Origin of the sequence: Desulfobaculum sp. SPO524 (assembly GCF_044987625.1) — a bacterium.
In the GTDB taxonomy this organism is placed as follows: Bacteria; Desulfobacterota; Desulfovibrionia; order Desulfovibrionales; family Desulfovibrionaceae; genus Desulfobaculum.
The window spans coordinates 124,660-139,659 of record NZ_JBJDSB010000001.1; the positions used below are offsets into that span (position 1 = coordinate 124,660).

At 56.0% G+C, this 15,000-nt stretch carries 7 protein-coding genes; all 7 read right to left on the bottom strand.

The window, feature by feature from the left end; translation table 11 throughout:
- Positions 1-19: 19 nt before the first annotated feature.
- Genes ACI3L3_RS00525 through ACI3L3_RS00555 form a run of 7 tightly spaced genes read right to left on the bottom strand, consistent with a single transcriptional unit; the run spans position 20 to position 14,940 of the window.
- Positions 20-814 carry a thioesterase II family protein gene (locus ACI3L3_RS00525; protein ID WP_404843141.1) on the bottom strand — a complete coding sequence of 265 codons (795 nt, stop codon included), beginning with the start codon at positions 812-814 and terminating at the stop codon, positions 20-22.
- Positions 807-2,048, bottom strand: a complete 1,242-nt coding sequence (locus tag ACI3L3_RS00530; protein ID WP_404843142.1) for a class I SAM-dependent methyltransferase — start codon at positions 2,046-2,048, stop codon at positions 807-809. The genes ACI3L3_RS00525 and ACI3L3_RS00530 overlap by 8 nt, the downstream gene beginning before the upstream one ends.
- Position 2,049: 1 nt before the next feature.
- Positions 2,050-5,424, bottom strand: coding sequence for a non-ribosomal peptide synthetase (locus ACI3L3_RS00535; protein WP_404843143.1), 3,375 nt, complete (start codon positions 5,422-5,424; stop codon positions 2,050-2,052).
- Between the two features lie 13 nt (positions 5,425-5,437).
- Complete coding sequence (locus tag ACI3L3_RS00540; RefSeq protein WP_404843144.1) at positions 5,438-8,074, bottom strand: beta-ketoacyl synthase N-terminal-like domain-containing protein; 2,637 nt, start codon at positions 8,072-8,074, stop codon at positions 5,438-5,440.
- Positions 8,071-12,261, bottom strand: a complete 4,191-nt coding sequence (locus ACI3L3_RS00545; protein WP_404843145.1) for a condensation domain-containing protein — start codon at positions 12,259-12,261, stop codon at positions 8,071-8,073. The genes ACI3L3_RS00540 and ACI3L3_RS00545 overlap by 4 nt, the downstream gene beginning before the upstream one ends.
- Positions 12,258-14,165 carry a non-ribosomal peptide synthetase gene (locus tag ACI3L3_RS00550; protein WP_404843146.1) on the bottom strand — a complete coding sequence of 636 codons (1,908 nt, stop codon included), beginning with the start codon at positions 14,163-14,165 and terminating at the stop codon, positions 12,258-12,260. Before ACI3L3_RS00550 ends, ACI3L3_RS00545 begins: the two co-directional genes overlap by 4 nt.
- On the bottom strand, positions 14,155-14,940 hold the full coding sequence (locus ACI3L3_RS00555) for a 4'-phosphopantetheinyl transferase family protein (RefSeq protein ID WP_404843147.1): 786 nt from the start codon (positions 14,938-14,940) through the stop codon (positions 14,155-14,157). The genes ACI3L3_RS00550 and ACI3L3_RS00555 overlap by 11 nt, the downstream gene beginning before the upstream one ends.
- Positions 14,941-15,000 lie beyond the last annotated feature (60 nt).

Here is a 15,000-nt window from a genome sequence, read left to right on the forward strand (position 1 = left end):
ACTGATGGCTACTTCGCGTTTACGCCGTGTTGCTTTCTGCTCCAACGACCAAGGAAGACGTATGCCGCCGAATGTGCTGGGCTAAAACGCCCGGCACATTGTTTTCCGCTTCGTAAAGATAAAAGTGCCCGCCAGGGAAGAGCTTCACGCTGCACGCCCCCGTCGTCAGCTCCTCCCATCGCCCGAGGAGATGACAAGGCGAATCCTGATCACTGTCGCCGCAATAGACGCAAATGGGACATGTCACAGGTGGCCCAGCCGCGGACACATGCGTTTCTACAAGACGAAAGTCATCCCGCACCACGGGCAACAATTCATTGAGGAAATCTTTGTTTTGGAGAACCTCCTCCGGCGTGCCGCCCAATCTGCGCAATTCGTCAAGCAAGCACTCCGTGGACGCCTGGTGCATCTGCTTAAAGTCCTGCTGGATATGTGGGGGATACCTTCCGGAGACAAACAGCGTTGAAGGTGGGCGTTCCCCTTGCCTTTCAAGTTGCCTCACAGTCTCCAGAGCTACAATGCTCCCAAGGCTGTGCCCGAAGATATAATACTCCCCTGCGGGCATACATGCCGCTATACCCTGCGCCGCCATTTTGGCCGCAAAGGCAACCGAAGAACAATACGCCTCGGCCATACGGCGTCCGCGCCCGGGTAATTCCATAGGATATATCGTCACGCATCCTGCCAACGGACTGTGCCATTGGCGATAGATATCGGCGCTTCCTCCTGCGTGAGCAAAACAAAACAGCGGCGGGCCTGATAGCTGTCCTGACCCCACTTCCGGCAACCACGCAGCTCTTTCCGCATCAGACATATCCGCCTCCCTCCTTCCCTCCACACGAGGTTGCTTTATCCAAATCGTTTTGTGCTGTGTCAAACTGCACAATCAGCGATGCTCCATCCATATGATCAAGGCGAATATCAGCCGTCATGCCATGCTGCGTTGCCAAAGCGATTAACTCCTCGGGAGAAACGCCCCGATGCTGAAGCAAACATCCATCTGCGGCGTCAACCATTGCAACCGCAGCAGCAAGCGAAACATTAGGGCCAAAGCGCTCACCGAACATAATTTCATAAACACAGCGTTCTTTATAGGTTCTGGAATCGGGGATGCCTGTAACACGCACTCCCCGTGTCCACGCTGAACTGTGCTTCGGCAAACGGACAAGACGTTCGTCAAGCACATCCCAAGCACCATGCGAAGCTGCAATATCAGCCCATGAAACCACTGTCCCGGTATCCAAAGCTACAGACTGCTCCCCAACTAGCGTCACATCGTAACGAAACTTCATAAGTTCATTACAGGACGACCCCATTTTGGGTCTGGTAATGCCCCTCATCTGCGCAAGGCGTTTCCCCGGCAAGGCATGCCAAAACGCTGGAGACAACAACAACTCATCCTCAGCGGCCAGTGAATCAAATGCCCTGCGAAATTCTGTCGCTGTCGTGTGTTCCGGAAGCTGATGCAAAAGTCGAGACACACGATACAAATTCGCCGTGTCTGCATTTCGCACGTCTCCGACAAACACCTTACCCCCACTGCGCAAGCGCTCCAAACCTTGCTCCAAGGCGCGCTGCAGATATTCCACATCAGGGAAATATTGCACAACGGAGTTGTAAACGAGGGCATGAAACTCCTCCCCACCTATGGCGCCAAGGTCCGCAGCTTCTGCCTGGCATAAGTCAAGATCAAGCAGTTCCAACTGCTCGGGTGGCAATTTTTCAACAGCCTCACACACGCGGTGCAAGGCCGCAGACGAAAAATCCACTCCAACATAACGCGTGCACTCGCATGCCAAATTCAACAAAACGAGGCCGTGTCCACAGCCAATTTCCAAGATAGATTCGGCGTGAAGGCTTCGAATGGCGTCCAAGGTATTGTTCAACCACTGCCGCATCTCTTCTTGCGGGATAGGATCCCCGGTGCACGCACTTTTCCACAAGGAAAAATCCTCTCCGGCCGACGCGCCGCTTCCCATATGCTGATATGTTTCATCATAGACCGAAGCCCACTGGCGGAGCCTTTCTTGGCGTTCCTGTTCTGTCATTCTATGCGTCCTGCGCGGCGTGAGGTGATGGGGAGTTACCAACGAGACGTTCAAGGATGGCATTCACCACCCCCTCAACCGTTGGGGTGGTAAAGAAGACGGAAAGCGGCAGAGGCACAGGGATAACCTCTCGAATGCGCCCAATTATCTGCATTGCACGCAGGGAATCCCCCCCTGATTGGAAAAAGTTGGCATCCAAATGCGGATCCTGCATCCCAAGCACATCGCCCCAGTGATGCGCAACAAGCTTTTCCAAGGGCGTCTCTGCAAAGCGCAGGGAAGAACCAGAGGCGGCGCACTGCTGCTTCGCTTTGTCCGCAAGGATATGTTCTATGGTCTTTCTGTCCACTTTGCCATTGGCGGTTACCGGAGTCTCATCACCCATCGCCCAAAGACGCGGGATCATGGTCAGAGGTAAGGTTTTTTGCAAACGATGCGACAACTCCTCGGGAACCAGCTGCACGCCGTCTGTCTCCACCCAAACTCCCAGACTTTCCCGCTTCTCATCTCCACGGCTCTGCGTATTGATGCAGACCGGCATAAGCACAGCGCGCGTTACGCCGGGGCATGCGGCAAGCGCGGACTCTACTTCGGCGGGATTGAATCTGTACCCTCCGATGTTTACTTGAAAATCACTCCGGCCCAAAATCTCCACAATCCCACCAGGCCGATACCGCCCCATGTCCCCAGTTCTATACAACCGTTCTCCAGTGCGAGGGTGCGTCGCAAACGCACGCTCATCCGGGCTTGTCGTATGCATGCACACGCCAACGCCGGAGCAATAGAGATCTCCCGGAACCCAGTCGGGCAACTCATTAAGCGCAGCATCCATGACATAATACGAATTGTTGGCGATGGGCATCCCATAAGGAATTGAAGCCCACTCCGGATGCTCTCCCTGTACCGGATACAGGATGTTCCAGAGGGTAGTTTCCGTGGGGCCACCGCAGGAATAGAGTTGGGCTCCCGGACACACAGTCTCAACATTGGCTGGCGTATCCGGAGGTATCCAATCTCCTCCCAGAATATGAAGACGCAGCGGCAACTGCACACCCTGCGCCATGCAATGCTTCATAAGCGCGGTATGAAATCCGGGCACGCTGTTCCAAATGGTTACGCCATGCCGGACAATACACTCAACCCAATGCTTAGGCTCATAGGCCCTTTCCGGATCAAGGGTGACGATGGAGGCTCCTGCCGTTAACGCGCCGAAGACATCATACATCGCCATATCATGATGCATGGCCGTCACAGCAAGAAACGTATCGGCGGCCGTCACGTCAAAACGCCTATTTGAATGGCAAATAGCGTTCAACAACCCCTGCTGGCCAATAGTGACTGCCTTGGGCTTTCCCGTCGTTCCAGACGTCGACATCACATATGCTGCCGTATGGGGCGCGCACAGCTGTTCGCTCTGTTCTGTGCCGCCCCCCCCCACAGCAGCGCTGGTAGCCTGCGAGCCAAACACATACATCGGCAGAGATAATTTTTGCGCGGTCGCGCTATGTGCATCGTCCGCAACGAGAGCGATGGCGCCGCCGATATTTACAAGAGTTTGAAGCCGTTCATCAGGACAAGAGACGTCAAGCGGCATAAAAGGCCTGCCCGCCGCCATCACGGCAAGGGCCGCGGCAAGAGCATGCCACCCGCGCCGCATAAGAATCGCAACGCATCCTCCATGGGGCGGCAACGCCTCCGAAGCACCATCACAATTGCGCACCAAACGCTTCACCTGCTGAGCAACGCGTCCAACTTCTTCTCGCAAAGTCCGGTAGGAAACGGCGTCATCGCCGCACAAAACAGCTATACGATCCGGGCGGGCTTTGGCCTGCTGGTCGAACAACGCCACAAGGTCTGTATTCGGCAGCGCTTCCGGAGGAGCGGCCGCCGCCTGCCGCGCCTCATACTGCGCGGCGGGCAACTTCGCCAAACGTTCGCACTCCCACGCCTCCTTGTTTGTCGCCAGCTGGCGAACAACGCGCGTGAACTCCTGAAACATCGCATCGACCAAACCATCGGGAAACTCATCATCTCTGGAATCCCAATATATGTGCAACCGTCCGGAAAAGATCGAAAAAACGCAATCTAGATGCACCTGAGGTGTCGACCCATAAAGCCGGCGCAACGTACCAATGGGTCGAATGCGCTCATCCAGCCCATCCCCACCCGAACTGTCGTCCGGCATAGCCGTGAAAACAACAGGCATAGCCGCAGCCTCAGCATCTCCCTTTATCCGCGCTAATTCACGCAGCAAAGACATACCGGAAACCCGGCCATGCCGCAGACTCGTCCACGTCTCCTCCTGAAACTTTCGAGCCTTGTCCTGAAAAGACGCTCCGGAATCGTTAACTTCCAGCAACGTAAACGAAGCAAATTCGCCAATAATGTTGTTGATGTCGGGATGCCAACTCAAATCCCTATTGAAGCGGGGCGCATTCAGGGTAAAACGGCTGGTTCCGCTCCACAGGGCCAGCACTTCACCATATGCAGCTCCTAGCGCAGAGGCATAGGACACCCCCTGCGCAGCGCAACGGCGATTTAAACTTGACGTATCGTCAACTGACAACACGCTCTCCCGTCTGGTCACGGCAGTATCTTTGTCGGTGGGAATCAAAGGACTGCGCTTCGGCAGGGACGGGGCCGAAGCCATCTCATGAAGCCTCGCCTTCCAGTAGTTGTCGCTTTTGATATATTCTGCGCCCTGCTGCGAACGCTCCAGTGCGGCCATATAATCACGAAAAGTCATACGCAAAGCTGGCAGATCAGCCTGCGGGGAGGCATACAGCGCCCCCAATTCCTCAAAAATAATCTGAAAGCTCCGCCCATCAATGGCCCATTGATCAAGCCGAAAATGCAACCGTCCAACACCGGATGCCCCCATGCGGCTAAACCGTACCTCTGACTGTGGCCAGCGTGACAGGTCGCTAACCGTAGCGATCATTTCCTCTGCGATGTCCTGAAGACGCCGCTCCTGCGCACTGGCATCAAGGTGACTCAAATCCTCCTCACGGACGGGAAAGGGGGGAGGCGTCTGCAAAATGCGCTGTTGCCCATTTTCAAGCACCACGGCCCGAAGCATGGGATGCCTCTCCACAAGGACATTCAGAGCCTGCTCCAGACGGCCCACGTCCAAAGCTGGGCAGTCAATCTCCACATAACTCTGCATGGCGATCCCGCCACCGCCAATATCCTTATCTCTTCCTATCCAATACGCCTGCTGCATATCGCTCAAAGCAAACGGCTCGGACTGCGGACCGGGAGCAGGCTGAACGAACCATTGGACGGCCTGCTCCTTTTTCCTTTTGGCCTTCAAGGCAAGGGCATTTAATTTTCCCATGCCCGACACGGCTGTTCCTGAAGAATGGTCTGACTGCATAAAAGGCCCCCCGCTATATGGACAACTCTGGCGCGGCTTCAAGTTGTTCGGCAATTGTTTGAATAAGCCCTTCAACCGTTCGAGCCTCCATAAAGGCGCTCATGGTAAGCTCCACGCCAAGCTGTAATTCAATATCTGCAAGTATCCGCAAAGCCGTCATAGACGTTCCGCCTGCGTGGAAAAAATCGTCGTTTGTACCCAATGTCTCTAGGCCCAAGGCGTCTCGCCAAATTGTCAGCATAAGCTGTTCAATCGGTGCGCCGTCGTCAGCAGCGTCCGATGCGGAAGCCTGCGGTGCGGGTGTAGGCTCGTCAAACTCCAGCGGTAGCCAATATCTCTCCGGTGCAAAGGCATAGCCAGGCAAGGAAGCGTACTGCGGCTTCTCACTGACGGAAAAGGGGGAAACACCTCTCAGGAAAAGCTCGCCAAGCGCAATGTCCCAACTTTGAACAAATGAAGCGTCCAGATCAGAGAAATCAACCACAACAGCATGTTCAGATGAAGGCGACTTCTCTTCGCCTGCGGCCTTGGCGGTCAACCGATACTTCAGGAAAACAACGGGCAGTCCGTCTGCAATGTTTATGTCTTCCGCCTTGGCGAAATACGGCACCACAGTCGAATCACTCTTTTCCCCAAACGGGGGTCTGTATGGCTCTGTCGGGGAAAGGGACAACTCCCGCAAACTCTTCTCCCGCGAAAGGATTTTGGCTTGGCACGTCCCTGCAACCTCACCCATGCAGCATTCTGCCACACCGCCAACTGGCAGTTCCATCGCACGCACAAGCTCAGTCAAAGCATGTCCCAATGCGAGGGCCAAACGTTCAAGGCACAACGCGTCCTTCTCCAACACAGGTAGAGACGACACCACATCTTCCACCGCAATTTCATATTCTTGGAGGAAGAACGTAAAGACACCATGCAATTCTGGATATTCGCGGATCAGTTTCATCGCCAAGGCAACCAGACGACTTGGGGAGAGCTGTGAGTAGTCTGACAGAAGAACAACAAGACGAACCGCTTGCGCAGGCTGAGCCGTGCGGACGCGTCCTTCGCGCAGGGCCAAAGCCGCTTCACCTGCGCTGGCGGCCATAAGCATCGCCCTATGGGAAAAATGCTTTCGTTGACCGCGCAAAACAGCGCTCACTGCGGCAATGTCGGCATTGGCGTTGTCGGAGAACCACGTCTCAAAGACCTGAAGCTGCCTCTGTAGCCCTGCCTCATCTGGCGCGCTGAACATCAAGGGATGCTCCCTTGGCACGCCCGTCATGCTGGCATCAGCCTCACAACTATGGGCGCACCTCCCCAAAGCAGAGTCGCGCCGCGCCCAGTCGGGAGTCCGCTCAACAACCATATGGCAGTTGGTGCCTCCAAAGCCGAAAGAACTGACGCCCACTAGTCGAGGCATATCGCGAGGCCAGTCCATGCCCTCAACACAAAGCTGAAACGGGCTGCCGTCAATGGACATCTCCGGATTGCACTTGCTGTAGTAGGCAAGAGGCGGCATGTAGTCATGCTCCAGCATAAGCGCGGCCTTCATAAGCGACGCTGTTCCGGCGGCGATATTCAGGTGCCCGATATTGCCCTTTACGGAACCGATGCGGCAGGGGTGCGCCCTTGGTTCATCAAAGGCCGCGCACAGTCCCGCGAATTCAACAGGGTCACCCAGCTTGGTACCTGTGCCATGGGCCTCTATATAGCTTATGTCCGCACTGCTAACGGAAGCGGACCTGTGCGCCATACGGATGACAGACTCCTGCCCCTTAACACTGGGTGCGGTATACCCGGCCTTTCGTGCGCCATCGTTATTCACTCCATAGCCGCGTATAACCGCATGAATATGGTCCCCGTCGTTTATGGCATCATCCAGCCTTCGTAGCAGCAAGGCGCAGACGCCTTCGCCCATGATGGTGCCGCTGGCGGTGGCGTCAAAGGGGCGGCAATACCCGTCAGGCGAAAGAATTCCGCCCGGCTCAGCCCAATAGCCCCAATGCCGGGGGCTGAAGACGGAAGCCGTAACGACCAAAGCGGCATCGCAACTGTAATCCAGCAAATTCTGGCAGCCCGTTGCCGCCGCAACAAGTCCGGTGGAGCAAGCGGTATTGATATTCACGCTTGGCCCGGTAAGGTTCAGTTTGTGTGAGATCCACGTACTATTGAACCCTTGGCCGCTCAGGACCAAATTTTGACCAAACGCAGCCCCCAAGTGGTCCCTAACCGAGGGGCGCGTATGAAAGAGCCAATAAAAGCTCTGTGCCGCACCGGCAAACACACCCGTAATTCCTGCACGCTCCTCACCCGGAACATGCCCCGCATCCTCAAAGGCATGCCACGATGTTTCCAGCATCAACCGCAACTGCGGATCAAGAGCAAGCGCCTCAGCCGGAGTAAACCCAAAAAAGTCGGCATCAAACTCCTCCGCCCGCTCAAGCTGAGCTGTGACCGGCACATGACAAGGGTGCTCCTTAATTTGTGACGGGCACTCCATAGCTATCAGTTCGGCTTGTGTCATGCGGTGCACCGTTTCACGTCCATCACGCACAACATCCCATAACGCTTCGACAGCATTGGCACCACGAAAGCGCCCTGCCATGCCGACAAGAGCTACGGCATTAACATATTCTTCCTGTTCCCAAGGGGCGGTAGCACTCATGAAATAACCTCACGCTGGCGTTTTCTTTGTCGCCGGGCTTTGCGTTGACTCGCTTCTCTGGATTGCGTGGAAACCCCGGAAGTGACCGGGACGGAACATGCGGCCGCCTTCACCAAAGACGAAATATGCATATGGAGATCCTTGAGGTTAGAGTATGTAAAGATACCCGCCATCCCGATGTCCACGCCAAGGGTCTGCCGTATCTTGTCCCGAAGCGGCGGGATGAGTACCGAACTGCCTCCCACGTCAAAAAAGTTGGCATCAGGGTCGGGCGATTGCACGCCCAGAATGTCCTGCCAAATCCGAACAAGCGCTGACCATGTGCCGCCGGATTCATTTTCGGGTGGCCGCGACACGAGGTGCGGCGCTATCGGAAGGCCACAACGACAAACGAGGGGATGTGGCAACAAGGGCAGCGTCTCGCCCTGCTCTGCGCTGATATGAATATACCGACGGGGGGAGGCAAAGCCCTGCATAGCTCCGGAAGCAATCGCCTCCGTCAGGGACCTGCCTGCAATGGCATTATCGCATCCACTTTGCAGCATGCGCAGAATGTTAAGAATTGCCTGCCGGGCCATGCCCGCGCTGTTGCAATGGGGAATGTGGAGGCACAGATGGGTATGGGGCGCGATCCTGTTCTGGCAGGCAAAATACTCGCAAAGGTTATCGAAGAGTTCGCCAGCCATCCCCGTCCGATACGGAGTTGAGGTCCCTGACGCCCCATCCTCCTGGACGAGACAAAGAACGGGCGCTTCAGGCGCCGCGTGGTGGAATGGGCGGAACAGCGTCTCACCCCACTTTTCGCAAAGCTCATGTAAAGCAGTTCTCGCAGGAAAAGCTGGAAGATGGAGCAGTCCACCTGGCCTGCCCCCGTAACGCAAGCGGCCCTGTTCAAGGGCATGCTGAATTTCCCCGGCTGTCCAAACCGGTCCGGCATACTCGGCCGACCCAGACGCTTCACAAAAAACAACACGCGCCGAAGTCTGCTGCTCCAACTCTTGAATCAACCGTCTGCCAGCTTCACCCTGCTCATTGGCGACAAGGCAAAAGCGATCCGCCGCAAAAGGTTGATCCCAGTCAGGAACACGCCTTCCTCCGGGCATAACCGGATGCACAAAGCGGTCAGCATCCTGCGTGAACAGCACATCAGAGATCGCGTGGTCTGGTTCAGCCGATGTGTCCTGTCCACCAAGGCCATAGCTTTGAGACAATTTTCGCACCACATCAGCATTGCAGACGTTCTCCCCAAGGCTCACTCGCTGGCTTAAAGACGCATCATGTGCATTGCGTTGAACAAACCGCTCAATGAGAGCCTCTGTCGCAACAGGCAAAAGAGACAAAACATGCCGGTCAGGATAACAATCTCGTGTGCAAGGAATTTGCGTCACTTCGACAACATGAGTGCAAGGAAGCCAGCTTGGCATACGAGTCCGCAGTTGCTCCGCAGCAGCGCAGGTCACGTTTGCGTCATGCCACAAAACGCACTCCCCTCGTTTGTCCAGCAGGGAGCCTTCACTTTCATGGGCGACAAAGGTGAATGCTATACGGGGCAACGCCTCTGGTTGGCGCGTGCAGAGTTCATCCGCCAAGGCGTTAAGCGCCACGGATTGCCCCTTTTGCCAAACATGGCCAGCGACTGCGCACGGCAAAGGCACGGACAATATTCCGGGAGCAAGCGGGACAACGTGGAACCATTTGCCCAACCTCGCACGTTCACCATAAGTACAACCGGACGGCAGAATGCCCTGCCCGATGGCAACGCGGCAAAAAAGCTCCGTTCCTAGCCAGGCTTCTTGGTTCAACAGCACTTTACCCCATCGCAATTGGCGCGGAATGCGCACAAAGACATTGCAACGATCGATAACTGCTTGATTTTGTGCCAAATACGCTGCGGGGGGCAAATCATCCATAATCCACAGCGAGCTCGCCCCTTTTTGCAACAGGATGAGAGCGTTTTCCCATCTTGCCGTTACGGGAAGGGCGTCCTCATGAATCGCAGTATCCCAATGCCCCCACGTTACAGGCATATTCTCCATCCAGGCAGCCAATGCCACGAGGCCCGCGCGGTCGGCGTCTTCATCCTCAAGAAAGCACACACGCCTTTTTTCGCCTTGCAGGCGTTGGCGGACTTCATGCAGTCCCGCGACAATGGCATCAGCGCCATACACCTGCCACGCGCCCGGCGTCTCGCCATCGCACACCACAAGTGGTGCAATGTCGTCCGAGTCATGCAAGGCGCTCCGTTCCGCAACCGAGCCTTCCCCGCCACCTGCCAAATCACTCCACAACACACTGACGGCCGGGATTTCCTCACTGGTCATGTCCAAGGCATCAGCGCCACTTTCGCTGACCACTACAATGCCGCGTGGTGCTCGCTCCACAACACGGGTAAGAGCAGAAACATCCTGCCCCTCATGTGCGAGCGCCAAAGGCAATCCACCAAGCACGCATGCCCGCTGTACGAGATGCCGCGCTTCAGTATTCCCTCCCCTCCATATGCAGAGGAGTTCGGAAGCAGAAACCGCAGGAAACGCAACGCCAAACGCATGCCGTATCCGGGCGAGCACCCGTTCTGTTTCATCCGTACGCAAGGCGTTCATGAGCTCTTGCTTGTGCTGATTCAACGCGGCATCGCTCTGCGCCTCCTGCGGTCGAAACGCACAACGACCAAGGGGCAAGCTTCGGCTGGAGTCCATTTCTGAATGCGGTAATACGGCGCAGGCATCGGCGAAACGCTCCATCACAAGCTGAACACGTTCTCGCTCAAAAAGATCTTCCCTGTATTCGACGTGCAGCCATGCCCCATCTTCGGCAAAGTCCCATACGATGAACGACAATTCATGCTCTGTAATGGGATGTAACGGCAGGCGCACCCGCATCTTTTCAGCATTCCGACCTGAAAAAGCGTTCTGCAAAAGGAGCATAACTTGCCCAACAGGATGCCATGAACTGGCACGCGGCACAGCGAGGGCATCAACCATTGCACCAAAAGGAATATCCTGATTGTCCAGCGCCTCCAAAATGGTGGTATGGCTTTGCCACAATGCGTCACCAACGAAGGCGTCCACGTCCAAAGGACTGTACAGCGGCAGGACATTGATGAAACACCCCACCATCCTTTCCGTACCCGCCAACTGCTGTCTATTGGCAGAGACTGTGAGGATTGGAGTCTCCCGCTCCCCGGCCGTCCGATACAGCGCAATGCGCAACGCCGTATGCAACGCCGCGAACAAACTGCACCCGTGCCGCGCCGCCCATTGACGAAGATTCGTCAGCACATCGTCTTGAATCGGCACTTGCAGGAGCCCGCAACGTACGCCGCCGCGCTCTGCTCCGCGGGCAACCCGTGTTGGAAATGCATGAGGTCGCGACCAAGGCGGCAATGTCGCCCGCCAATACGCAGTCTGCTTTTCTTGAATGGCAGGGACCATAACATCAGCGGCCCACGCGGCGTAGTCCGTATACTGAAGCCCCTGCCCCAGACCTGTGCCATCGGCTTCGTCTTCTTCTGTCATCAAAAAGCGCTGCCAATCCTCTAAGAGAATCCCAACGGACCACCCGTCCATAACCAAATGATCCACGCACAAGACAAAAGCGGCCTTTTGTCCCTCTGTAGACACAAAAGCCGCGCGAATAAGGGGCCCGGACGTCATGGAAAAGGGTTCTGCCTTGTATGCGTCCAAAAGATCGACAAGCGTGTGCTCAAAATCCTCCTGCGCCACGCGGAGGCAATCCGGCCGTATATCGCTACGCACGCTGCGAACTTGCTCCGGCCTCCCGGCCGAATCCATACGAATGGCAAGACGCAATGCGCCATGGTGTTCAAGCAGTTTCTGAAACGAGGCGAGAACCTGCCGTTCCGTTGGAACAAATGTTAGATCAAGAACCCCCGTCTGATTAAGCACATTGGTATTGTCGCGTTCACCACAATGCAGGTTGTACAACCCCAACTGATATGGGGATAAGGGAGCGGTTTGCGCATTGGAGGTGACTGGTGCCGGAAGATGGTGCTTGTGTGCGGCATCCGTTCTTTCAAGATGCCGCACTAACGCCCGCGAATTACGCCGCAAGTCCATACGCAACTCTGGAGTCAAAGTACGAGCCGGGCTAACGCAGAGTCGACCATTTCGCCCCTCAACTTTCAGGTTGCGGGCGGCGCAGCGCCGCAGAATATCCTCTACTTTCATCGTTCATTCCCGGAAGCTTTTGCATGCGCGGCAGAACGATTTACTCGCCTGCGAAATGAAAACTTTACAGGAGCGGCCTCGCGGGGCGCTTCAAGGCCGTCTCCATCGGCAGCGCGAGCCGCATCAACATAAGCTTGGACCTTTGCGGCGGTATGCTCTTCAAGCAGAAGGCTGAATGGCACTGGCACCTTCGTCGCCTGTCGAATTTCGCCAATCAGGCGAGCGGCTTTGATTGATGTGCCGCCCATCTCGAAAAACGAATCCTGAAAGCCAAAGTCGCCATAGCCAAGGACATCGCGAAACATCCCGAGAATGCTTCCGTCGCTTAATCCCGTTTGTGCGGTGACCTCAGGAAGACGCGCGCGGTCGACCTTTCCATGCGCATTGAGGGGCAGAGTCTCCACAAGCATATAGTGGCGCGGGGCCATATACTCCGGCAGATGGGCAAGCATATGGTCCTTTAAGGTCGCCATAAACTGCGCCCGAAGAGTTGCGTCCTCCAGCACGGCGACCGAACTGGGAATGATGTACGCAGCAAGCTCCTTCTCTGCCCCTTGGGTCAAGGCAATAAACGCCATCTTCACATCCGGCGCTCCCATCACTGTGGAGCAGATTTCTCCAAGCTCCACCCGGCGACCCGAGACCTTCACCTGATTGTCCTTTCTCCCGAGAACCGTCAGTCGCCCGTGAGCATCTACGCTGCCATAGTCACCGGTACGGTACACACGTCCAGACACACCCGGCACATTCACGAAAGCACGGGCTGTCCGCTCCTCATCGCCAAGGTACCCCAGCCCCACACACGGTCCGCCGATGAGCACTTCGCCGACCTCGGTGCAAGGGAGCACAGTCATATCATCATCTGCGATCATTATTTCCGCGCCACAAATGGGCAGGCCCGCAGGCACAACGGCAGGCTCAAGACTTTGGGGCGTAATGCGCTCCCGCGTAACGTATATGGTGCACTCCGCAGGCCCGTAGCAGTTGAGAATCGTTGTTTCCGGACAAGCGGCGCAGACCCTCATGATGGCCTCCCGGTTGGGCATTTCGCCGCAGATGCAGACATCACGCATCGCCTTAAGTACGGATGCATCCTGAGTAGAAAGAATATTGAAGACACCCGTGGAAAGTATGGCCCAACGGATGCCAAAACGGGCAATATGGGTCTTCAGCCGTTCCGCATCCAAGGTGATATTGGTTTCCGTCACCACAATCGTGCCCGCGTGCAAAAGTGCTCCCCATACCTCCATCATGGAAAGATCAAATGTAACGGCGATGACATGGGCCATCCGGTCATGCCTGCGCACTCCAAACTCCGCAGGGTCCCGCAACACCGCGTAGGCGTTTTCGTGCGTCAGTGCGACGCTCTTGGGCTCTCCCGTCGACCCGGACGTATGAATGACATATAAAGGCAATGCCCCCTCATCCGCCCGCACACATCGAGCCTCAATCTCCGGCGCCTCCTCTGCAACGCCACACAATGCCGCAACATCCAGCACATCCACCGGCCATTCGTCCGGTATAACGTCCGCCCATTCAGCGCACGTAAGCACCACTTTTATCTGACAACGACGCACAATGTTCCGAATCCTCGCCTGCGGCCAATCCTGTGCAATTGGAGCATATGCGATGCCCGCCTTAGCTGCGCCAAGCCAGCACGCGATATTCTCTATGGAGCGAGGCAACGCAACCCCAACCACCTGTACTGTAGCGTTAGCTGTATTGCGGTACGTTTGCTGCAAATGCAGCGCAATACGGTTCGAAACGGCATCAAGCTCGGCATACGTTATGCTTCGCTCGCCCTCCACAACAGCCTCCTGCTTCGGAAAGCGTCGTGCATTCTCCAGAAAGGCAGAAACAAGTTTCGACAATGCAATCTCAAGCAAAGCGGTCTTATTGCACATACTGTTCACCCACATGCCTGACACGTCCCGTGCCCGCATCAAATTGACGTATTCGGCAACAAAGGGGCGTTGCCGTGGGACCGGCCCATGCAACACATAGCGTCCCCTCCTCCAGACAGTCCGCCAAATGAATAAAACGCGCCTGAGCGGGCAACCCGCGAATGTGGAGGCTCCCGGTCCGCAAGTTCATCTCCATAGAAGTAAAACCAATAGACAACCCCCGCCCGATGGCTTTGGAAACGGCCTCCTTCGCCGTCCACACGTGGAGGAATTCTTCTGCCGAAGCGTCTCTTTGATTTAGAGAATCAATTTCATTCTCATGACAAACGTCAGAGAGGAGCGACTGCCAGTTGCCAACATGTTGAGGATGCTCCACGTCCACGCCACAACGGCCGTTACGACAAAGAACGATGACGGCCCAAGGCCAAGAATGAGAAATATTAAAATCGCAAAAGGCATCGGCTGCAAGATACGGCCTGCCATAGGCACTTCTGGCAAAACGCCACTGACGCGGTGCACGACGCCCGCCCGCCACGCTCAGGACCTCACGCAACGCGGCATGGGCCACAACATACAACACGCCATCCTCAAGACGATAAAACCGTCGCGCTTTCTCTTGCTCGTCCGCAGAAAGAACAGAAAATGCCCGTGGCAAAGCGCTTACGCAATCTCCGCATTGCAGCACAGCATCCAACCGGCATCCGTGTGCTATGTAACGCGCCATTTCCGGCACGATGTCCGCCCGGACAATGTACACATCGATATTTTCATTCATCCCTGAAGCCTCATACCAAGGCGGAGCACACGTCCGCCGGATAAAGTGACAGAACTTTCC